Annotated in this window: 19 protein-coding genes and 1 pseudogene; 13 read left to right on the top strand and 7 right to left on the bottom strand. The window is 73.4% G+C overall.

Annotation, left to right across the window (positions count from 1 at the left end):
* The first annotated feature begins 197 nt into the window (after nt 1–197).
* From ABZ117_RS29620 to ABZ117_RS29610, 3 genes are all read left to right on the top strand, one after another.
* The gene (locus tag ABZ117_RS29620; protein ID WP_356825018.1) at nt 198–1,028 is read left to right on the top strand and encodes a hypothetical protein; all 831 of its coding nucleotides are present in this window, start codon (nt 198–200) and stop codon (nt 1,026–1,028) included.
* Nucleotides 1,029–1,255: 227 nt separating this feature from the next.
* The gene (locus ABZ117_RS29615) at nt 1,256–2,515 is read left to right on the top strand and encodes an aminotransferase class I/II-fold pyridoxal phosphate-dependent enzyme (protein WP_356825016.1); all 1,260 of its coding nucleotides are present in this window, start codon (nt 1,256–1,258) and stop codon (nt 2,513–2,515) included.
* Entirely contained in the window at nt 2,512–3,567 is a 1,056-nt protein-coding gene (locus tag ABZ117_RS29610; RefSeq protein WP_356825014.1) for an MBL fold metallo-hydrolase, read from the top strand. Before ABZ117_RS29615 ends, ABZ117_RS29610 begins: the two co-directional genes overlap by 4 nt.
* A 35-nt stretch (nt 3,568–3,602) precedes the next feature.
* On the opposite strand, the gene ABZ117_RS29605 is transcribed toward ABZ117_RS29610, so the two are convergent.
* Both ABZ117_RS29605 and ABZ117_RS29600 read right to left on the bottom strand, forming a co-directional pair.
* The gene (locus ABZ117_RS29605) at nt 3,603–4,193 is read right to left on the bottom strand and encodes a VTT domain-containing protein (protein ID WP_356825127.1); all 591 of its coding nucleotides are present in this window, start codon (nt 4,191–4,193) and stop codon (nt 3,603–3,605) included.
* A gap of 32 nt (nt 4,194–4,225) precedes the next feature.
* Complete coding sequence (locus ABZ117_RS29600; RefSeq protein ID WP_356825125.1) at nt 4,226–4,999, bottom strand: MBL fold metallo-hydrolase; 774 nt, start codon at nt 4,997–4,999, stop codon at nt 4,226–4,228.
* Between the two features lie 84 nt (nt 5,000–5,083).
* On the opposite strand from ABZ117_RS29600, the gene ABZ117_RS29595 reads away from it, so the two are divergent.
* From ABZ117_RS29595 to ABZ117_RS29585, 3 genes are all read left to right on the top strand, one after another.
* Complete coding sequence (locus ABZ117_RS29595) at nt 5,084–5,515, top strand: hypothetical protein (RefSeq protein WP_356825012.1); 432 nt, start codon at nt 5,084–5,086, stop codon at nt 5,513–5,515.
* A gap of 95 nt (nt 5,516–5,610) precedes the next feature.
* A complete protein-coding gene (locus ABZ117_RS29590) occupies nt 5,611–7,737 on the top strand; it encodes a phage holin family protein (protein ID WP_356825010.1) in 2,127 nt (708 codons plus the stop codon).
* A 131-nt stretch (nt 7,738–7,868) separates the two neighbouring features.
* Entirely contained in the window at nt 7,869–8,294 is a 426-nt protein-coding gene (locus ABZ117_RS29585) for an OsmC family protein (RefSeq protein WP_356825008.1), read from the top strand.
* A gap of 78 nt (nt 8,295–8,372) precedes the next feature.
* Here the strand turns inward: ABZ117_RS29585 and ABZ117_RS29580 are convergent, their stop codons facing one another.
* From ABZ117_RS29580 to ABZ117_RS29570, 3 genes are all read right to left on the bottom strand, one after another.
* A complete protein-coding gene (locus tag ABZ117_RS29580) occupies nt 8,373–8,852 on the bottom strand; it encodes a molecular chaperone TorD family protein (protein WP_356825006.1) in 480 nt (159 codons plus the stop codon).
* Between the two features lie 241 nt (nt 8,853–9,093).
* Nucleotides 9,094–9,957: a helix-turn-helix transcriptional regulator gene (locus ABZ117_RS29575; protein WP_356825004.1), complete on the bottom strand. Its 864-nt coding sequence runs from the start codon at nt 9,955–9,957 to the stop codon at nt 9,094–9,096.
* Between the two features lie 100 nt (nt 9,958–10,057).
* On the bottom strand, nt 10,058–10,888 hold the full coding sequence (locus ABZ117_RS29570) for a helix-turn-helix transcriptional regulator (protein ID WP_356825002.1): 831 nt from the start codon (nt 10,886–10,888) through the stop codon (nt 10,058–10,060).
* A 150-nt stretch (nt 10,889–11,038) separates the two neighbouring features.
* On the opposite strand from ABZ117_RS29570, the gene ABZ117_RS29565 reads away from it, so the two are divergent.
* Complete coding sequence (locus tag ABZ117_RS29565; protein ID WP_356825000.1) at nt 11,039–11,344, top strand: 4a-hydroxytetrahydrobiopterin dehydratase; 306 nt, start codon at nt 11,039–11,041, stop codon at nt 11,342–11,344.
* A gap of 5 nt (nt 11,345–11,349) precedes the next feature.
* Complete coding sequence (locus ABZ117_RS29560; protein WP_356824998.1) at nt 11,350–12,135, top strand: class I SAM-dependent methyltransferase; 786 nt, start codon at nt 11,350–11,352, stop codon at nt 12,133–12,135.
* 170 nt (nt 12,136–12,305) lie between these two features.
* Here ABZ117_RS29560 and ABZ117_RS29555 read toward each other — a convergent pair whose 3' ends face one another.
* On the bottom strand, nt 12,306–15,221 hold the full coding sequence (locus ABZ117_RS29555; protein WP_356824996.1) for a glycoside hydrolase family 48 protein: 2,916 nt from the start codon (nt 15,219–15,221) through the stop codon (nt 12,306–12,308).
* Nucleotides 15,222–15,483: 262 nt separating this feature from the next.
* Between ABZ117_RS29555 and ABZ117_RS29550 the strand changes: the two genes are divergently transcribed.
* From ABZ117_RS29550 to ABZ117_RS29540, 3 genes are all read left to right on the top strand, one after another.
* Nucleotides 15,484–16,974, top strand: a complete 1,491-nt coding sequence (locus tag ABZ117_RS29550) for a cellulase family glycosylhydrolase (RefSeq protein ID WP_356824994.1) — start codon at nt 15,484–15,486, stop codon at nt 16,972–16,974.
* Nucleotides 16,975–17,008: 34 nt separating this feature from the next.
* Nucleotides 17,009–18,844: a glycoside hydrolase family 6 protein gene (locus ABZ117_RS29545; protein WP_356824992.1), complete on the top strand. Its 1,836-nt coding sequence runs from the start codon at nt 17,009–17,011 to the stop codon at nt 18,842–18,844.
* A gap of 141 nt (nt 18,845–18,985) precedes the next feature.
* Complete coding sequence (locus ABZ117_RS29540; protein WP_356824990.1) at nt 18,986–19,894, top strand: methyltransferase domain-containing protein; 909 nt, start codon at nt 18,986–18,988, stop codon at nt 19,892–19,894.
* 23 nt (nt 19,895–19,917) lie between these two features.
* Here ABZ117_RS29540 and ABZ117_RS29535 read toward each other — a convergent pair whose 3' ends face one another.
* Complete coding sequence (locus tag ABZ117_RS29535; RefSeq protein WP_356824988.1) at nt 19,918–20,613, bottom strand: glycoside hydrolase family 75 protein; 696 nt, start codon at nt 20,611–20,613, stop codon at nt 19,918–19,920.
* A 206-nt stretch (nt 20,614–20,819) separates the two neighbouring features.
* On the opposite strand from ABZ117_RS29535, the gene ABZ117_RS29530 reads away from it, so the two are divergent.
* Together ABZ117_RS29530 and ABZ117_RS29525 are read left to right on the top strand one after the other, a co-directional pair.
* Nucleotides 20,820–21,431, top strand: a complete 612-nt coding sequence (locus ABZ117_RS29530) for a hypothetical protein (RefSeq protein WP_356824986.1) — start codon at nt 20,820–20,822, stop codon at nt 21,429–21,431.
* A 61-nt stretch (nt 21,432–21,492) separates the two neighbouring features.
* Nucleotides 21,493–21,562, top strand: a pseudogene (locus ABZ117_RS29525) (DNA-binding response regulator); the annotation flags it as partial.

The following is a 21,562-nucleotide window of genomic DNA, read 5'->3' as shown; positions in this document are numbered from 1 at the left end:
GCGCCCGTCACCCGCCTGGCCCCGTGTGTCCCGCGAATGGGGTCCGGCCGCGCGCGGTACGGCGCCGGGCGGGCTGTGATGGCAGCGAGGGCACGACCCGTGCCCCGTACCCGGGCGCCGCACGGCGTTGCCGTCGTACCGGTGCGCCGGCGTACCGCCCCTCCGACCGCCCCGCCGCCCGCCGAGGAGCCCCTCCCATGCGCCGCACCGTCCGCACCCTGTCCGTCGCCTTCGCCGCCGGTGCCGCGCTCGCCCTGACCGGGCCGACCGCCGTCGCCGGCCCCGCCGCCGTCCCCCTCTCCGTCCCCTGCGACGCCCTCTCCGGAGAGGCGCCGGACCCCCTCGGCGCCGCTCCGCCGGACGGCGCCTGCCCGTCCGCCGCCGCGGGCACCGCCGACGCGTGCGACGGGGGCGCACCCTGCGCCGGTGAGGCGGGCGCGCTGTGCGAGCAAGGGGGTGCCTGCCAGGAGGACACGCGCTGCCCGCAGGACGAGCTGTGCCCGGAGCGGTCCGCGTGCGGGCCGGGCGAGCAGTGCCACGAGCCCGGCAAGGACGACACCGGCAAGCAGGACGGGGGCGGCAGGCAGGACGTCGGCGGTAAGCAGGACGGTGGCAAGCAGGACGGCCAGAAGCAGGACGGAGGCGGGGGCAAACAGGACGGGGGCGAGGGCAAGCAGGACGGCCAGAAGCAGGACGGGGGCGGGGGCAAACAGGACGGGGGGAAGCACGACGCCGGCAAGCAGTGTGCCGGCGCGGCGTCCTGTGCCGATGGGGGGCACCGCTGCGGACAGACCCCCGGCGGGGCCTGCCCGGACGGCCGTCCCGACTGCCGCGAGTCCCACGACGGCGCCGGATGCGCCCCGGCCACCGTCCAGCGCGGGGTGGAGGCGGGCGAGGGCGGCACCTTCGCCGGCTCCGTGCCCGCGCTCGTCACCGGCGGCGTGTTCATCGCGGCGGCCTGCGTGGGAGCCGGGTACCGGCTGTACGGCCGCAGGCGTTCCGCGGGGGACCGGTCCACGGGAATGTGACCAGGGCGACCGTGCCGCCGCTCATGGAGAGCGACCGGGCGGGTAGACACCTTCGCGACGGCACGGCGACGGAACGGACCGACGGCACACGACACACGGCACACGGCACACACGGCGGCACCCCCGGCAGCCGGGACGGCGGCGGCTGACGGGAGCGGCGGGACCCGGACGGACAGCGCGGCCCCACCGGGCGGCACGACGGCACGACGGACTGCGCGGAGGCGGACATGCGGCGGACGGATCCCGGCGAGGACCACGGCCCCGTCCGCTACGGCCCGCCCCTCCCCGCCGACGGGCTGCCCGTGCTCCCCGAACTGTCCGCCGTCCTCGCCGCCGCCGCGAGCCGCTCCGACGCCCAGCCCGTCGGCGGCGCCCCCGCCCTGCTGGAGGCGGCCTGCGGCTACTGGACCCGGCGCGGACTGCCCACCGTCCCCGACCAGGTGGCCGCCGGTCCCGGCGCCCCCGCCCTGCTGCTCGCCCTGACCGCCGCGCTCGCCGGTGACGGCGCCGACGTCCTCGTGCCCCGCCCCTGCGCCGCCTGGTGGGCACCGTACGCCCGGATCCTCGGGCGGCCCGTCTACCACGTGCCGACGACCGCCGAGAGCGGCGGCGTCCCCGACCCGTACGCCCTCCTGGAGACCGTCCGCCGGGTCCGCGCCGAGGGCGGCGACCCACGGCTGCTGGTGCTGTCCGTCGCCGACGACCCCACCGCCACCGTCGCCCCGCCCGAACTGCTGCACGAGACCGTGGAGGCCGCCGCCGCCGAGGACCTGCACCTGGTCAGCGACGAGACCTGGCGCGACACCCTGCACGACCCGCACGGGACGGTCCTGCTCAGCCCCGCCGAGATGCGGCCCGACCGGGTCACCGTCGTCACCGACCTGGCCGGCGCCCTGCTGCCCACCGGCTGGCCCGCCGCCGTCGCGCGGTTCCCGGACACCGGCACCGGACGGCACCTGCACGCGCGCGTGCTCGACATCCTCACCGCACTGGGCGCCCGCATCGCCGCACCGGTCGCCGCGGCCGCGGGCTACGCCCTCGACGAGCCCCCGCCCGTCACCGAGCGGCGCGAGGCCACCGTACGGCTGCACGCGCGCGTGGCCGCCGCCGCGTACACGGCGGTGGTCGCCGCCGGCGCGCTCGCCCGGCCGCCGCGGGCCGGCCGCCACCTGTACGCCGACCTCGGGCCGCTGCGCGAACCGCTCGCCGCCCGGGACGTGGGGGACGCGCAGGAACTGGAGGACGTCCTCACCGCCCGGCTCGGCATGCCCGCAGCCGGCGGTCACCGCTTCGGTGACGATCTGGGGGCGCTGCGGGTACGGCTCTCCACCGGAGCCCTGCTGGGCGGCACGGCTCAGGAGCGCCTGGAATGCCTCACGTCCCCCGCACCGCTGGAACTGCCCCACCTTCACCGCGCGTTGACCTCATTGAGGTCGGCCTTCGGCGATCTCCGCGACGACGCTCAGCGACGGGAGTCTCCTCGATGACGCAGACGCACGAGCCCGGTCCGGCCCCGACGGCCACGCCGGCCGGCACACCCGGCACGCCGGTCCCGCTCGCGCCTCCGTCCCCGCCGCCGGCCGGGCCCCGCCCGCTGGGCGAGCACCGGGTGTGGCCCCGGACCTTCCACGACCGGCTGACCGCCCCGCTGCCCGGCCTCAGGGCCATGGCCCGCTTCGCCCGCGAAGGCGCCCTACGCCCCGGCCCGGACGGCCTCGCCGACCTCCCCCGGCTGCCGTACGCGCCGGCGCCGCTGCCCCGCGTCGACACCCGTACCGTCGCCGTCACCTGGGCGGGGCACGCCAGCTGGGTCGTCCGCATCGGCGGGCTCACCGTCCTCACGGACCCCGTCTGGTCCCGACGCATCCTCGGCACCCCGGCCCGCATCACCCCGGTCGGCGTGCCCTGGGACTCCCTGCCCCGCGTCGACGCCGTCGTCATCAGCCACAACCACTACGACCACCTGGACGCTCCCACCCTGCGCCGACTCCCGCGTCACACCCCGGTGTTCGTACCCGCCGGGCTCGGCCGCTGGTTCCGCCGGCGCCGGTTCACCCGCGTCACCGAGCTGGACTGGTGGGAGGGGGCCGAACTGTCCGGCGTCCGCTTCGACTTCGTGCCGGCCCACCACTGGTCCAAGCGCACCCTGACCGACACCTGCCGCAGCCTCTGGGGCGGCTGGGTCCTCACCGCCGCCGAAGGACAGCGCCTGTACTTCGCCGGCGACACCGGCTACGGCCACTGGTTCTCCCGCATCGGCCGCCGCTACCCCGGCATCGACCTCGCCCTGATGCCCGTCGGCGCCTACGACCCGCGCTGGTGGCTCAGCGACGTCCACTGCGACCCCGAAGAGGCGGTGCAGGCCACCCTGGACCTGGGCGCCCGCCGCATGGCCCCCATGCACTGGGGCACGTTCGTCCTCTCCGCCGAACCGGTCCTCGAACCCCTCATTCGCACCCGGGCCGCCTGGCAGCGGGCCGGCCTGGACCGGGAGAACCTGTGGGACCTGCCGGTGGGGGCCTCCAGCGTGCTGGACTGACGCGCTGTCAGGGCCCGACGCCGTCGGCGGGAGGACTACCGCACCCGCCGCACCACCCCCGGCACGGCGCTGACCAGGACGGTCAGCGCGATCGCGGCGACGACGCCCTCCCACGGTTCGCTGAACAGCGAGCCGCCCAGAATGCCGATCACCTGATAGGTCACCGCCCAGGCCAGGCACGCGGGCAGGTTGCCCCGGCTGAACCTCCGCAGCGGCCACTCGGCCAGCAGACAGGCCAGCATCACCGGTATTCGCCCGGCCGGGACGAGCCGCGACAGCACCAGTACCGCCACCCCGTGCCCGGCCAGCTTCTCCTGGGCCTGCCCGAGCCGCTCCTCCGGTGCCCGCGACCGGATCGCCTTCAGCCACCGCGATCCGTTCTTCGACCGCAGTCCGCGCCGGCCCAGCCAGTACAGCGCCGCGTCCCCCAGGAACGCGGCCAGCGACGCCGTCAGGAACACCAGCAGCAGCGAGAAGGGTGCCGTCCGGTGGAAGGCCACCACCGCCGCCGCGCTCACCAGCGCCCCGGTCGGCACCACCGGCACCAGCGCCCCGGTCAGCACGAGCAGGAACAGCGACGGATAGCCGAGCGCCTGCCGCGTCGGGTCGGGCACGGTCGACGTCATGGCGGTGGCGAGCACCGCGGCGGCCGGCCATCTCACCGGGCGACCTCCAGCCGCACACTCTCCCCGTGCCCGAGCCGGTGCACCGCCACCCGGGGCGCGGCCTCGGCCGCCAGCCGCACGAACTCCTCACCCGGGGCGTGGAACTCGTGCGGGCGCACCGCGTCCATGCCGATCGGCCAGTACGTGCCGTAGTGCACCGGGACCGCGGCCCGCGGTGCCAGCCGGGCCAGCGCCCGCGCCGCCCGTCCCGCGTCCAGATGCCCCTCCCCGAGGTACGGCCCCCAGCCGCCCACCGGCAGCAGTGCCACGTCCACCGGCCCCACCTGCTCGGCCATCGCGTCGAACAGCCCCGTGTCCCCGGCGAAGTAGGTCCGTGCCTCGCCCTGGACGACGTAGCCCAGCGCGGGGGAGCGGTGCGGTCCCACCGGCAGCCGCCGCCCGTCGTGCAGCGCCGGCACCACCCGTATCAGCAGGCCGCCGGCGCGCACCTCGTCACCGGGCGCCACTTCCGTGATCCGCAGCTGCCGCAGCCGGCGCAGACCCGGTACCGACCGTGGTGCGCCCCGGGGCACGAGCAGGCGCGTGCCCGGTTCCAGGCAGGCCAGCGACGGCACATGGAGATGGTCGGCGTGCAGATGGGAGACGAGCACCACGTCCGCGCGACGGGCCCCGGCGGGCGGCACGGCACCCCGGCGGCGCCGCAGATGCGCCAGCCGGCGGGCGAACAGGGGATCGGTGAGCACCCGTGTGTCCGCGTCCTCCACCGTGCAGGTGGCGTGACCCCACCAGGTGATCTCCACCGGCACCTTCTTCGCCTCCTTCACGCGACTCCCCGAAGCCTACGGGCAGGAGTAGGGTCGGCGGCGAAACCCGGAGGTGAGGGGTAGGCGATGGGACAGCTGCTGGGTTGCTTCGGCGCGTTCACGCCGGTGCGGGTGACCGCCATCGCCAGCCTGACACCTCTGGAGGAGCTGGAGGCCGACCCCTTCCTGGTGGATTCGCGCAGTCAGCACGCCATGTGCGCCCACTGGGCCGCCGAGCACGGCTACGTCATCGCCCGGGAACTCCTCGTCGGCGGGCTGCGGTTCGACCACTGCGCGCTGTGGGACGGGGTCCGGCCCGGCGTGGACCTGTTCGTGGCCCCCAGCCTGCGGGTGCTGCGGCGGGCCCTGTCGTCGGTGGACGAGTTCACCGCCGAGTGCGCCCGCCGGGGGGTGCGCGTGGAGACGGTCGGGCGGGCCGAGCCGTCGTACGACGCGCAGGCGAAGGCACGGGTGCACCGGCGGCTGTCGATGCCCACGGCCGGCTACGACGGACGGTGACCCTCGCAAGGCCCCTCCCGGGCCCGGTCGGCCCATATGACAAGGTGGAGCCGGCCCGGTAGGCGGAGCGGGCCGGGACGTGGGGGGTACGGGGCGTGCGGGGCCTACGAGACGTACGGTGGCGGCGGACCGCCGGTCAGATCGGGCGGAGCATCGCCGTGTGGGCGGTCTCCACGGCCACCATGCTGGCCCTGGCCGGCCTCCTGCCCGACTTCCGGCTCCAGTCCCCCGACGGCGACAGCGCCACCCGCATCGCCGTGACCGCCGCGTGCGGCGCCGGCGCCTTCGGTGTGCTCTCCGCCGTGCTCTGGCCGCTCCTCGTCCGGCTCCTGCTGCTCGTCCCCGCCCTCGTCCTCGGCCTGCTCGTCTTCTTCCTCAACGGCTCTCTGCTGCTGCTCGCCCTGTACATCAGCCCCTCCGGCCGGGCGGAGGCCGCGCCCGAGACCGCGGTCATCGTCGCCGCCGTGATGTCCGCCGTCGCCTCCGCCACCGGCGCGGCCCTCACCGTCCGCGACGACGAGCCCTACCGGCGGCGCCTGCTCCGCCTCGCCACCCGCGACCGCCGGTTCTCGCCACCGTGCCCGAGCGCCCCCGGGCTGGTCTGTGTGCAGCTCGACGGCGTCGGTCACGACGTCCTCGTCGACGCGGTCCGGGAGGGCCTGATGCCGACGGTCGCCCGCTGGCTGTCCCCGCGGGACGGCATGTCCCCGGCCGCCGCCGGGGAGGAGCGGGCGGGCGGCGCACGGCCCACCCACCGTCTCACGCCCTGGCGCACCGACTGGTCCAGCCAGACCGGCGCCAGCCAGCTCGGCATCCTGCACGGCAGCACCTTCGACGTGCCGGCCTTCCGCTGGTACGAGAAGGACCGGGGCGAGGTGATGGTGTGCAACCGCCCGACCAGCGCGGCCGAGCTGCAACGCCGGGCCGTCCTGCGCACCGGCGACGACGGGCTGCTCGCCGTCGACGGCGCCAGCCGCGGCAACCTCTTCAGCGGCGGCGCCGGTGAACAGGCCCTCGTGCTGTCGATCGCGATCCGCCGCCGCGGCCGCCAGAACCGTTCCCGCGCCGGGTACTTCGCCTACTTCGGCGACCCCGCCAACGCCGTCCGCACCGCGCTCAGCTTCGTCGCCGAGGTGGCGCGCGAGATCGGTGAGTCGACCCGGGCCCGTATCCGCCGACAGCGCCCGCGGGTCGGCCGGGGCGGCCTCTACCCGTTCATCCGCGCGTTCGCCACCGTCATCGAGCGGGACGTCGTGGTGGCCGCGGTCATGGGGGACATGCTCGCCGGCCGCACCGCCGTCTACGCCGACCTCGTCGCCTACGACGAGGTCGCCCACCACTCCGGCCCGCGCAGCCGCGACGCCGAGAAGGTCCTCCAGCGCCTCGACCGGTCCCTCGCCCTCATCGAACGCGTCGCCGAACACGCCCCGCGCCCCTACCGCATCGTCGTCCTGTCCGACCACGGACAGAGCCCCGGCGAAACCTTCCGCGCACGCTACGGCCTCACCCTCGGCGACCTCGTCCGGGCCGGCTGCGGACTGCCCGTGTCCCGCCGCGCCGAACGCACCCGCAGCGGCGCCGAGGCCCGCGCCACCGTCCGCGCCGCACTGCGCCGGCCCGAGCGGCCCAAGGACGAGGGCCACGGCCCGGACCGCGAGTTCGAGCCGATCGTGCTCGCCTCCGGCAACCTGGGTCTGGTCTCCTTCCCGGACGTCCCGCACCGCATGACCAAGGAGGAGATCGACGCCCGACACCCCGCGCTGCTCACCACCCTCGCCAACCATCCCGGCGTCGGATTCCTCCTGGTGCGCAGCGCGGAGCACGACGGCGTGGTGCTCGGCGCCGACGGCGCCCAGACACCGCTGGCCCGGCTCGACGACGAGCCCGGCCCGCTGGCCCCCTTCGGCCCCGGTGCCGCCGACGCCGTCCGCCGCACCCACTCCTTCCCGCACACCGCGGACATCATGGTGAACTCCGCCTACGATCCCGCCGACGGCGAGGTCCTCGCCTTCGAGGAACAGATCGGCTCCCACGGCGGCCTCGGCGGCGCCCAGTCCCGCCCGTTCCTGCTCTTCCCGCGGGAGCTGTCCGCACCGGTCGAGGACGGCGGGGAACCGGCCGGCGCCGAGCACGTCCACCGCGTACTGCGCCGCTGGCTGCGCGAACTGGACGGACCGCAGGTGCCGCTCACCGCCGCCGCCGAGGAGGAGCAGGCCGCCTGAACCCGCCGTCCCGCCGCCCGATGTGCCTCCCGTCCGGGCCGCGTGGGCCGTCCGCAGCGTGCGACGAGCCCGGATGTGATCGGATAGGGCCACGGGGAACCCCGTACGCGACACTCGCGAAAGGAACCATCGTGGCAACCACGCGCACCGCGCACACCGTCTGGGAAGGCAACCTGCTCGAGGGCAACGGCGTCGTCACCTTCGACTCCTCCGGCATCGGCCAGCAGCCGGTGTCGTGGCCCTCGCGCGCCGAGCAGGCGAACGGCAGGACCAGCCCCGAGGAGCTGATCGCCGCCGCCCACTCCAGCTGCTTCTCCATGGCCCTCTCGCACGGCCTGGCCGGCGCCGGCACCCCGCCCACCCGGCTGGAGACCAAGGCCGACGTCACCTTCCAGCCGGGCGAGGGCATCACCGGCATCCACCTCACCGTGCGCGGCGAGGTGCCGGGCGTCGACGCGGAGGGCTTCGCCTCCGCCGCCGAGGACGCCAAGAAGAACTGCCCGGTCAGCCAGGCCCTGACCGGCACGACCATCACCCTGACGGCCGAGCTGGCCTGACGCTCGTCCGTCCCCGGATGCCGCGCCCCCGCCGGGGCGCGGCATCGCGGTTCCCGGGCGGGCCGCCGGCCGTACCGCTCAGCCGTGGGCGGCCGGGAGGGTGGCGCACACCGCGTCCAGCACACCGGCGTACGGCGTGCCGTCCTCGGCCAGCCGCGCGCGCAGCCGCTCCAGGCCGTCGCGGTACTCGGTCAGCACGCTGGTGTCGCCGGTCCGCGCGGTGAGCTCCAGCACCGCGGGCAGGAAGTCGGGCGGTCGCCCGCCGTCGCACTCCAGGCCGTGCCGGCGGTAGAGGCTCTCGAAGCGGTCCAGTGCCGCCCGCCGTGGGGTGGGGCCGTCGCGCCACCGGCTCAGGTACAGGCCGTGCCGGTGCCCGGCGGCGAAGACCCGCTGGTAGTGGGCGGCCAGCTCCCGGGCGGGGGTGACGGCCGCGTGGTCGGTGAACCCGCGCAGCTGCGGGGCGGCCTCGCGCAGCAGTGGCAGACGGGCGATGAGGTCCTCGTCCGGATAGGTCAGACAGAGGGCGGCCGCCTGGTGGAGCACCGCGTCCGAGGGCATCAGGGCTCCCGCACCGGACTGCCCGGGCCGTACGAGCCGGCTGGGGAAGGGCCGGGTACGGCCGGCCCCGGCCGGAGGAGACGGGCGGCGGCGAGCGGGGCCGCACCGGACTGCCCGGGCGGTGTCTGCGTGTCGGTCACGTGCGCTCCCTCGGTCCGCCCCGTACTCAGAACCTAGGGCCGCGTCCCGGAACGCACCCGTCACCGGACCCGTACGGGTCACACCGGACGGGCCCGCGGCCTCAGAGGCGGTCGCGGTACTCCAGCAGCAGCTCCCGCGTGCGCCGGGCGGACCCGGCCCGGGCCGTCATGTGGTCCAGCACCTCCAGGTGCGTGGCGACCTCGCGGCGCGCGTCCAGGTAGAGCGCGCCGGTCAGGTACTCGGTGAACACCATGTCCGGCAGTTCGGGCTCGGCGAACCGGAACAGTGTGAACGGCGCGTACGTCCCCGGGTGCGGGCCCGCCGCGAACTCGGCGATCTGGAGGGTGACGCGGTCCCGTTCGCCGTACTCCAGCAGCCGGTCCAGCTGGTCCCGCATCACCTGGGGCCGTGCGCTCACCGGGCGTCTGAGCACCGTCTCGTCCATGATGACCCACAGGTGGGGCGGGTCGTCCCGCTCCAGCAGCCGCTGCCGTTCCATGCGCAGCGACACATGCCGCTCGATCGTCTCCGGCGAGGTCTGCCCGATCGTCCCGGCCTCCATGACGGCGCGCGCGTACGCCTCGGTCTGGAGCAGTCCGGGCACGAAGTGCGGCTCGTAGGAGCGGATGATCCGGGCGGCGCCCTCCAGGCTGACGTACAGGCTGAACCAGTCCGGCAGCACGTCGTGGAAGCGCTGCCACCAGCCCGGCTGGTTCGCCTCCTCGGCGAGCCGCACGAACGCGTCGGTCTCCTCCCCGGTCACCCCGTAGGTGGACAGCAGCACCTGCACGTAAGGGATCTTCAGCGCGACCTCGGCCGTCTCCATCCGCCGTACGGTCGCCGACGCCACCCTCAGGACGCGGGCGGCCTCCTCACGGCTGAGCCCCGCCGCCTCGCGCAGTTCCTGAAGCCGTTTGCCGAGCACCACCTGACCCACCGTGGGCGCGGCCCGCCGCTCACTCACGCCACGCCCCTCCCCTGCGACCGACGTACGCGGGCAGCAGTCTGTCATGTGCCGCCGTCCCGTACCCGCCCCCGGGGCGGCCGGCGGCCGGGAGGACGGCTCAGCCGACCAGTGTGTGCAGGTACTTGGCGGTCGCCGGGTCCGCCGGCAGGAACGTCTCGATGGCGAGTTCGGCGACCGTGACGTCCATCGGCGTGTTGAACGTCGAGATCGAGGACACGAACGACAGGATCCGGCCGTCGTGCTCGATGCGCAGGGGCAGCGCGAAGTACGGGACAGGTGCGGCCGGTTCGGCGCCGGGCGGCTCCTCGGGCACCGGGTACGCCGCCACCTCCTCGTACAGGGCGCGGAGCCGGTCCGAGCGGTGCAGGGCGATCTCCCGCTCCATCTGCGCCAGCAGGTGCCCGCGCCACTCGCGCAGGTTCCGGATGCGCGGCGCCAGCCCCTCGGGGTGCAGGGTCAGCCGCATCGCGTTCGGCGCCGGTGCCGTCAGCTCCTCCGGCACGCCCTCCAGCAGCATCGCGATGCCCCGGTTCGCGGCGACGACCGTGTACCCGGCGTCGACCACCAGCGCGGGGTAGGGCTCGTAGCCCCGGATGAGGCGTTCCATGCCGTCACGCAGCGCGTCCAGCGCCGGGTCGTCCAGCGGGGTCTCCGGATAGCGCGGGGCGTAACCGGCCGCCAGCAGAAGGGAGTTGCGCTCCCGTACCGGCACGTCCAGTTGTTCGGCGAGCCGCAGCACCATCTCCTCGCTCGGCCGGGACCGCCCGGTCTCGATGAAGCTGATGTGCCGGGCGGAGGAGTCGGCGCGCAGCGCCAGCTCCAGCTGGGAGATCCGGCGCCGCTCCCGCCAGGCGCGCAGCAACGGCCCGGCCCCCTTGCCCGGGAGGGCGGCGGCGGAGGCGGTCGGGCTCGACGCGACGATCGTCATACCGCCGACCCTAGTCGAGGACGGCGGAGGGCATCGAACGGCGGACGCGCCGGTCCCGACGCGTCGCCGTACCGCGCCCCCCGCCCCCGTGGCACGCTGGACCGCCGGACCCGTGTCCGGCACCCCGCACCTCACGAAGGGAGCCCGGCCATGGCCGTGGAACCGCTGTCGCAGCAGGAGATCGAGGACCGGCTCACCGAACTGCCCGGCTGGTCGGCCGACGGTGACCGGCTGACCCGCTCCTACCGGCTCCCCTCGCATGTCGCGGCGGCGGCGCTGGTCGTGCACATCGCCGCCGTCCAGGACGAGCTGGACCACCACTCCGACCTCACCCTCGGCTACCACAGCGTGTCCCTCGCCGTGCACACCCACAGCGCGGGCGGCGCCGTGACCGCGAAGGACTTCGCTCTCGCCCGCAGGGTGGAGGACATCGCGCCGGGCCACGGAGCACACTGAGCGATGTGCTGGACTACGAGAAGGAAGCCGGCCGTTACGACGCCCTGCGCGGCGGCGAGGCCCGCGCCGCGGCTGCCGCGGAAGCCGTCCTCGGTCTGATACCGGGCGGTCCGGGCCGCCTCCTGGACGTCGCCTGCGGCACCGGAATCGTGACCAGGCGATTCGCCGCCGTCCGCCCGGAATCGCGGGTGACGGGCGTGGATGCCACCCCGGCCATGGTGCGCAGGGCCGCGGCCCGGCTGCCCGGCGCGATCGTCCGGGCCGACGGCCGCCGGCTGCCCTTCCGCGCCGGCACCTTCGACGCCGTCGTCACCGTCTGGCTGCTGCACCTGCTGCACGACCCGGAGGACGTGCGGGCGGTGGTCGCCGAGTGCGCGCGCGTGCTGCGGCCCGGCGGGACGTACGTCACCACCGTGGACAAGGCCGCCGCGCACGACGTCGGCAGCGACATCGACGCCGTCCTCGCCGCCCGCCCGCGCCGCCCCGCCGCGGACGCCCCCGGCGCCGTGACGGCCCACGCCGTCCGGCAGGGGTTCCGGCCGGCCGGCCGCACCGCGTTCCGCGGCGCCGGACAGGGCCGCAGCCCCCGCAGCACCATCGCCGACCTGCGCCGCGGCTGGTTCACCCTGCTGCCGCCGGGCGAGCCGCGCACCGAGGAGTTCGCCGCACGGCTGGCCGGACTCCCGGACCAGGACCGCCCGCGCCCCGACCCGCGCTTCGGCTTACTGGCCTTCCGGAAACCGCCGGCCCACGAACGCCCCGGCCACTTCCGCGTGAGCGACGGCGACTGACGGACCGGGACGGCCCCGGGAGGACGGCGGGCGTCACGGGGGGGAATCGTGGCGCGTCCGGGGGCGGGCGGACGCGCGGACCGGGCGGCCACCTGTGCGGGTGGTGGCCGCCCGGCCGGGTGGCCCCGTCGTCCGGTGACGGGGCCGTGCACGCGGAGCGTCAGCGGGGACTATTCGAGCAGCTCCGCGTACGAGCCCATGGCCATGGCGATGTCCGCCTCGGCCCAGAACCGGTGGTACGTGAACACGGGCGCGGCGCCGCCCTTGAGGTAGGCCTCGACCTTCGACCAGTTCGGGTCGCTCTTGTAGAAGGACCGCAGCGAGGCGAACGTGGACGAGGAGTTGATCGCGTCGCCGTTCGGCATGGTGCCGGTCCAGCCGCTCGGCACGTACACGCTGTCGTTGAACCGGCTGTAGTCGCTGCGGGTCTCGGGGACGGCGATGCCCAGGCTGTCCTGGTGGTTGTTCCACATGCCGTCCAGCAGCGCCTTCGCCGTGGACTTGGCGGTCGCGTCACCGGACCTGGCGGCGTAGTACGTCAGGGTCTTGGCGTACGCGGCGGCCACGCCGACGTCCTCGGTGTAGTCGGCGACCGTCACGTGCAGCCCGCTGTTGGAGCCGGGGCTCGACGCGTTCCAGGTGTCGGGCTGCCCCGACCACTGGAGGGTGGAGGGGATCTTGAAGGTGCCGTCCGGGTTGACCGTGGTCTTGGACAGCGCCCACTTCACCCACTTGTCGAGGACCGCCTTCGCCTGGGCGTTCCCGGTCTGCTGGTAGTACTCGGCGACCCGTTCCATCGACCACGCCTGGAAGCCGAACCACTGGTTGGACGGCGGGTCGTGGTAGACGGGAGCCTCGTCGTAGTACATGCCGTAGAAGGTGGACGTGCCCGCCGGCGGGGTCGCGTACCGGCCCTGCCAGCTGTTGGTCGCGCCGCCCGCGATCGCGCCCTCGGACGACTGGAGCCACTGGTAGAACTCCAGCTGCCGCTGGAGCGACTTGCTCCAGTCGGAGGCGCCCGTCGCCGACTTGGGCTTCAGGTCGGCGTAGGAGCTGAGCGCGTACGCGGCCAGGGGGTTCTGGTAGCCGCCGTGGACATGGCTGGAGCCGATCCGCCAGGCCCAGCCGGCGCTGGTGTCGTTGGCGCCGCCCCAGGCGTAGTACCAGGACAGCAGGTAGTGCGAGGCGTCCTTGCCGGTGCCGGCGGCGCAGGACGAGGGTCCGGCACAGTTGCCGATCTTCTTGAAGTACTTGTCGTACATCGCGTACCGCAGGTAGTCGCCCATCTTCGCGGCCTTGGACACGGTCGTGGCGACGTCACCGCCCTTGCCCTGCGCCTTCGCCCACACGTCGGCCCAGTACGCGGCCTGCACGGCGCGCGCGTCCGCGTCCGGGGCGTCGGTGTACTTCCACTGCTTGGCGTAGGAGGAGTCGCCGGTGAACAGGTCCAGGTAGCCGTTCTTCCCGCCGTACTTGAAGGCGTCGCAGGTCGGCTGCGGCACCGTCTCCCAGACGGACTCCTGCGGCCCGCGCTGGAAGGTGTTGATGTACGACGGTCCGGTGGCCGTCGGTCCGGCCTCGCACTTGCCGGGCTCGTCACCGTAGCCGTAGACGTTGTCCACGTCCTCGATCCAGTGCATCCCGTAGACGTCGTCCGTGCCGTACGCGCTCTTCAGCTCGCCGGCTATCGGATCCGTGCCCACCGGCACGGACGTGTCGAGCTTCGCCGGGTACTCGTTCGGCGTGTCCGCCTCGGGTGCGTACGTCGCCGGCTTGGAGGCGTTGTAGAAGGAGTTCGTCGGCTGGTCGGCGTGGGTGGGGATCATGTACTTCTCCATGACGTCCCACGCGCCGTTGAACTTCGACCAGTCACCGGTGACCTTGCCGTACATCGCCTGGAGCCACAGCAGGTAGCTGTACGCCTCCGACGTGCTCTCATGGCCCTGGTCCGGGGCCTCCACGATCAGCGTCTCCACCGAGTGGTACGGAACGCCCTCGGGGGAGAAGTAACCGTTAGCCGGGTTGGTGATCTTTCCGTACAGATCCAGGAAGCGGGCGTCGTACGCCTTCGACGCGGGCAGCTCCGTGACCGTGACCGTCGCCTTGGTGTGCCCGGTGGCCGACGCGGTGAAGGTCGCGCCGCCGGTGCCGGAGGAGTCCGCCGTGATGGTCACCGGCTGCGCGGTGTTCCAGTTCGACGGGGTGAAGGTCAGTGCGGAACCGGCCGTCACGGACAGGCCCGCGTTGCCGTCGGTACGGGCGGTGCTCACCGTCACGTTCGCGCTCGGCTGCGTCGACAGCTTCACCGAGAACGTGCCCGACTTGCCCTGCTGCACGCCAAGTTGGGAGGGCGAGGCGACCACGGCGGGCCCGGAGGCGACCGTGATGCCCACGGGGGTGGACGCGGCGGACGCGCCCAGGCTGTCGTACGCCTTCGCCACCAGCGAATGGCTGCCCGCGGCCAGGCTGGAGACCGAGAGCGAGTAGGGCGCGCTCGTGTCCGTGCCCAGCAGCGTGGTGTCGTCGTAGAACTCCACCTTGCCGATCGTCGCGTTGTCGGCCGCCGCCGCGGTCGCCGCGAGCGGCACCGCCTCGCCCTGGGTGTAGACCGCGCCCGCGCTCGGGCTGGTCAGCACGGTCACCGGCGGCTGGTGGGCGCCGGTGCAGGAGGTGCCGTTGACCGCGAAGGACGTGGGGGCGGTGTTGGTGCCGCTGTAGGTGAACTGGGCGCCGGTGGTGACGGCGGCGCCCGCGGCGACGGTGCCGTTGTACGAGGCGTTCTTCACGGTGACCGTCTGGCCGGACTGGGACCACGTGCCGTTCCAGCCGTTGGACAGCTTCTGGTTGCCCGTGTAGCCGTAGGTCAGCGTCCAGCCGTCGAGGGCGGCGGTGCCACGGTTGGTGAGGGTGAGCTCGGCGGTGAAGCCGGAGCCCCAGTCGTTGGTCTTGTAGTCGACGCTGCACTGCACGGTGGCCGCGTGGGCGGTCTCCGTGCCGGTGGCGAGCATCGACAGCGGCAGGGCGAACGCGGCGGCGACCGCGGTCCACCACCGCCGCCCGGCTCTGCTCTTCCGTCCGGGATCCATGGTGCTGGTTCCTCCTTGCGGCGTGCGGCTCGGGAAGAAGTCAAGGCTTGAACCAGTGGGAGCGCTCCCATAGTGGGGATGCGGGCGGGGGCGGTCAAGATGCTTGAAGAATCGAAAAGATTCGACTGGACCGGTTGGAGAAAAGTCGAGCAACTCCCCTGGGCACGGCGGCGAGTTGGCGCTACCTTCCATCGCACCAGTGGGAGCGATTCCATTCAGTCGACGCGTCCGTCACGGCGCGCCAAACTGCAAGGAGTCGCTCATGCGACACCCCCCGCGTTCAGTACTTCTAGCCGCCTCCGGTGCGATCGCGCTCGTCACGAGCGCGATCGTCCCGGTGGTGTCGGCCCAGGGAGCCACGCCCGCGTGCTCGGTGGAGTACTCCGTCACCAGCCAGTGGGACAACGGCTTCCAGGGGTCGGTGAAGATCACCAACAACCGCGCCGCGCTGAGCGGCTGGAAGCTCACCTTCGACCTCGCCGGCGGGCAGAAGGTCACGCAGGGCTGGAACGCCTCATGGTCCCAGTCCGGCACCACCGTGACCGCTGCCGGCGAGAGCTGGAACGGCGGGCTCGGCACCGGCGCGAGCGTCAGCGCCGGGTTCCTCGCCTCCTGGTCGGGGAGCAACGCCACGCCCACCGTGTTCAAGCTCAACGGCACGACCTGCAACGTGGACACCGAACCGACGACCCCACCCCCCACGACCCCGCCACCGACGACGCCACCCCCGTCCGGCGGCACCGCGCCCGCACTGCACGTCTCCGGCAGCAAACTCGTGGACGCCGACGGCCGGACCCGCCGTCTGCTCGGCGTCAACCGGTCCGGCGGCGAGTTCATGTGCGTGCAGGGCTACGGCATCTGGGACGGCCCCGTGGACGACGCGGCCGTCAAGGCGATCGCCGACTGGAAGGCGAACGCGGTCCGCATCCCGCTCAACGAGGAGTGCTGGCTGGGTCTCGCCAACGTCAAACCCGAGTACGCCGGCGCCAACTACATCACCGCCGTGAAGGAGCTGGTGGCCCGCGTCGAGGCGCACGGCATGACGCCGATCCTGGACCTGCACTGGACCTACGGCCAGTACACCGGGAACTCGGCGGGCTGCTCCGACGTGCACGCCACCTGCCAGAAGCCGATGCCCGACATGCAGTACAGCCCGTCGTTCTGGGCGTCGGTGGCGAACACCTTCAAGGACGACCGGGCCGCCGTGTTCGACCTGTTCAACGAGCCGTACCCGGACCGGGCGACCAGCACTGCCGCGGACGCCTGGAAGTGCTGGCGGGACGGGGGCACCTGCCCCGGGATCTCCTACGAGGTGGCCGGCATGCAGGACCTGGTCGACAGCGTCCGCGGCACCGGAGCCAAGAACGTCGTCATGGCCGGCGGTCTGGCCTACTCGAACGACCTCAGCCAGTGGGCGGCGTACCGGCCCACCGACCCGGCCGACAATCTCGCCGCCGCCTACCACGTCTACAACTTCAACACCTGCTCGACCGAGAGCTGCTGGAACTCCACGCTCGCCCCGGTGGCGGCCCAAGTGCCGCTGATCGCCGGGGAGATAGGTGAGAACACCTGCTCGCACGGGTTCGTCGACCAGGTCATGAAGTGGTTCGACGACCACGGCCTGTCCTACCTGGGCTGGACCTGGAACACCTGGGACTGCTCCTCCGGGCCGTCCCTCATCTCCGCCTACGACGGCACACCCACCGCGTACGGCGCCGGGCTGCGTGACCACCTGCGCGCCCTGAACCCCTGAGCCCCGCACCCACGGAAGAAGGAAACCCGCACCCATGAGCCGTACCCGAACAACACTGCTGGTGGCCCTCGGCCTGCTCGCCGGAGCCTCCGGGACGGCGTTCGCGGCCCTGCCGGCCGGTTCCGCCGACACCGCCGCCGCCGTGCCCTGCACGGTCGACTACAAGATCCAGAGCCAGTGGGACACCGGCTTCACCGCCGCCGTGACCGTCACCAACAACGCCGCCGCCAAGTCCAGCTGGGCGGTGAAGTGGTCGTACGGCGGCACCCAGAAGGTCACCAGCGGCTGGAACGCCAAGCTCACCCAGAGCGGCACCGCGGTCACCGCTGCCAACGAGAGCTACAACGGCTCGCTCGCGACCGGCGGTTCGGTCAGCTTCGGCTTCAACGGCACCTACAGCGGCACCAACGCCGTCCCCGCCACCTTCACGCTCGACGGCGTCACCTGCAACGCCGACGGCGGCACCGGTGGCAGCACTACCGGTGGCAGCACCGGCGGCAGCACCGGCGGGGACACGGGTGGCAGCACCGGCGGCAGCACCGGCGGCACCACCGGTGGCAGCACCGGCGGGGACACCGGGGGCAGTACGGGCGGCGGAGGCGGCGGGGACACCGGCAGCCGCGCCGACAACCCCTACACCGGCGCCAAGGTCTACGTGAACCCGGAGTGGTCCGCCAAGGCCGCCGCGGAACCGGGCGGCAGCCGCGTCTCCAACCAGCCCACCGCGGTCTGGCTCGACCGGATCGCCACCATCAACGGGGTCAGCGGCAGCATGGGCCTGCGCGCCCATCTGGACGAGGCCCTGAAGCAGAAGGGCTCCGGCAACCTCGTCGTCCAGCTGGTCATCTACGACCTGCCCGGCCGGGACTGCGCCGCCCTCGCCTCCAACGGCGAGCTCGGCCCGAACGACATCGACAAGTACAAGTCGCAGTACATCGACCCGATCGCGTCCATCCTGGCCGACGCCAAGTACGCGGGCCTGCGCATCGCCACCGTCATCGAACCGGACTCGCTGCCCAACCTCACCACCAACGCCGGCGGCACCGCCGGCAGCACCGACGCCTGCGCGACCATGAAGGCCAACGGCAACTACGAGAAGGGCGTCAGCTACGCCCTGGACAAGCTGGGCGCCATCCCGAACGTCTACAACTACATCGACGCCGGCCACCACGGCTGGCTCGGCTGGGACACCAACCTCGGCCCGGCCGCCCAGGAGTTCTACAAGGTCGCCACGACCAACGGCGCCAGCGTGAACGACGTCACCGGCTTCATCGTCAACACCGCCAACTACAGCGCCACCAAGGAGCCGTACTTCAAGGTCACCGACAGCGTGAACGGGCAGACCGTGCGCCAGTCGAAGTGGGTGGACTGGAACCAGTACGTGGACGAGCAGTCCTTCGCCCAGGGGTTGCGGGACAAGCTGGTCTCGGTCGGCTTCAACTCCGGTCTCGGCATGCTGATCGACACCTCCCGCAACGGCTGGGGCGGCGCCGCCCGGCCCACCAAGTCCGGCCCGCTGACCTCCGTCGACGACTACGTCAACGGCAGCCGCACCGACCGGCGCATCCACGTCGGCAACTGGTGCAACCAGAGCGGTGCCGGTCTCGGTGAGCGGCCGACCGCGGCCCCCGCGGCCGGGATCGACGCCTACGTGTGGGTGAAGCCCCCGGGGGAGTCGGACGGCGCCAGCTCCGCCATCACCAACGACGAGGGCAAGGGCTTCGACCGGATGTGCGACCCCACCTACGGCGGCAACGGCCGCAACGGCAACAGCCCCTCGGGCGCGCTGCCGAACGCGCCGCTGGCCGGGCACTGGTTCTCCGCCCAGTTCCAGCAGCTGATGCAGAACGCGTACCCGGCGCTTCCGTAGCCGGATGAGGATCCGCCGGGGTCCGGTCTCGTCGGCCGGGCCCCGGCGGCGCACCCGGTTTTTGCCGTATCGGCAACATGGGTGGCCCTCGTCCGGTGTGCCGTCGCACGCTGACCGCATCCGGAAGAGAGGCTGACCACCATGGCGCACGACCACCACGACCACCACGGCACCGCCCATCAGCACGGCCACGGCCACGGGCACGGCACGGACCTCGACTGGAACGAGCTGGGCCCCCTGCTGGAGACACAGGCGGAGCTGTTCACCCCCGTGTACGAGCAGGCCATGGCGTGGCTCGCGGAAGAGGTGACCGAGCCGGGCCTGATCGTGGACGCGGGCAGCGGTCCCGGAGTCGTCTCCTGCCTGTTCGCCGAGGCCTTCCCCGGCGCCCGGGTCGTCGCCGTGGACGGCGCCGCACCGCTGCTGGAGCGTGCCCGGGCCCGGGCCGCCCGCCAGGGCGTCGCCGACCGCTTCGGCACGCTCGCCGGTGAACTGCCCGGCGTACTCGACGAGCTGGACCGCCCTGCCGGCCTGCTGTGGGCCAGCCGCAGCCTGCACCACCTCGGCGACCAGCGTGCCGGGCTCACGGCGTTCGCCGGGCGGCTCGCCCCCGGCGGCACGCTGGCCCTGCTCGAGGGCGGCCTGCCCTCCCGTTTCCTGCCCCGGGACATCGGCATCGGCCGTCCCGGACTACAGGCGCGGCTGGACGCGCTGGAGGAGGAGTGGTTCGCGCGGATGCGGGCCGACCTGCCCGGTTCGGCCACCGAGACCGAGGACTGGCCCGCCCTGCTGAGGGCCGCCGGCCTCGGGCGCACCCGTACCCGCACCTTCCTGCTCGACCTGCCCGCCCCGGCCGCCGGCCGGACCCGCGCCTACGTCGCCGCGCACCTGTCCCGGCTGCGCGACGGTTTCGGCGACGCCCTCGACGCCGGGGACCGGGCCACCCTCGACCGGCTGCTCGACCCCTCCGACCCGGCGAGCGTGCACCTGCGGCCGGACCTGTTAGTCCTGGGCGCCTACACGGTGCACGCCGGGGTACGGCCCGTCTGACACCCCGCAGACGGCGGGTGGTGTCAGTTGTTCGACAGGAACTGCTGGGCCAGCTGGTTGCCGAGGCTGACCGCGGCGCTGTGGCTCTCGATGGGGGAGACCTTGGAGTTCTTGAACAGGATGTAGGTCACGCCCGAGTCGGCGCCGCCGGTGGCCGGGTCGGGGTCGATGCCGAGCGCCTTGGCGGTGGCGTACGAGGCCTCGCCGATGATCTTCGTGGGGCCGGTGTCGCCGACGACGGCGTACTCGACCTTGTTGTTGTAGATGACGGCGACCACGCCGCCGCCCTTGATGCCGGCGTTGGAGTAGTTCCAGATGCCGCTGGTGCTGGGCACGACGATGTACGGCAGCGTCTCCGCCTTGAGCGGCTTGCCGTCGGACTGGTGGAAGGCGGTGTCGTCCTGGTACCAGGGGTCGCGGTCCTCGTTGCAGTTGGTGGTGCGCTGGCCGTCGCAGTCGATGTCCAGGTCGGCCTTCCAGAACACCGCGCCGTTCTTGCCGCACACGGGGACGGTGGCCGACGTCTCCTCGTCGGTCTGGTACTTGCCGTTGGAGACCTGGGAACAGGACGTCACCTTCGAGAGCAGGTCGGCGGCGCTGACCGTGCCCTCCTGCGCCGACCTGGGCGTGGGGACGGCGGAGGCGTGCGCGGGCAGGAGTCCGGCGGCGAGCAGGGCGGTGCCGGAGGCCGCGGCCAGGGTCAGGGAGCGGAGGCGCATGGGAGGGACCTTTCTGTTAGGAAAGTTTCCTTACCAGATGTCCTCCACCGTGCCCGGCCGCCATGCCCGCGTCAAGCGCTGGGTGGCGAACGGCTGAATCCCGTGCGCATTGCGGGGTTTTGCCCCACCCGTGAGACTGGAGGGGTCGGATGTGCTGCACCTGTCCGGCGGTGCCGGGCGGCCACAGCCCTCGGGAGGCGAGGCTCATGTTCGTGCGCACGGTGTACGCGACCGGCGATCCGGCCCTGCTCGGCACGGCCGTACGGTCCCTGAACAGTCAGGGACGGGACCTGCTGGAGGAACGCCCCGGATACCGCGGGGCGAGTGTGTTCGCGGACCGGGTCCTCGGCAAGATCTTCACCGCGAGCTGGTGGGAGACCGAGGAGGCGCGCCGGAACAGCGACGAGGTGATGCGCGAGCGGCGTGCGGGACTCCTGGAGCCCTTCGCGGGAACGGTCGCGGTAGCCGCCTACGAGGCCGCGGTGGTCCACCACCTCGCACACCCCCTCCAGGGCGGCGGACTGCGCGTCACCCGGCTGGAGTTCGACCCCCCGGACGCGGACCTGGTCATCGACACGTTCCGGTCGACGGTGGTACCCCGGGCCGAGTCCCTTCCGGGACTGGCCAGGATCTCGCTGCTGATCGACCGCGAGGGGGGCCGGGGCGTCGCCGGGGCCCTGTTCACCGACCGTACCTGCCTGGCCGCCTCGCGCGCGGCCATGGCCGGCGCGCGCCACGCGGCGACGGCGAAGGCGCACGTGGACGTGGTCGGCCTGGAGGAGTTCGAGGTGGTGTACGCGGACGCGCGCCTCGATTGAGCGGACGGTGAGCGAGGGACCCGGACCCGGACACGGCCGTGCGCCCCGCTGCTGAGCGGGGCTGACGCGACGGGAACGCGACGTCGTGGGGCTTGTCGCACTGGGACTGTCGAACGACGAGATCGCCGGGC

Source organism: Streptomyces sp. NPDC006309, assembly GCF_040613095.1.
Classification (GTDB): domain Bacteria; phylum Actinomycetota; class Actinomycetes; order Streptomycetales; family Streptomycetaceae; genus Streptomyces.
This window is presented reverse-complemented; position numbering and strand designations above follow the sequence as displayed.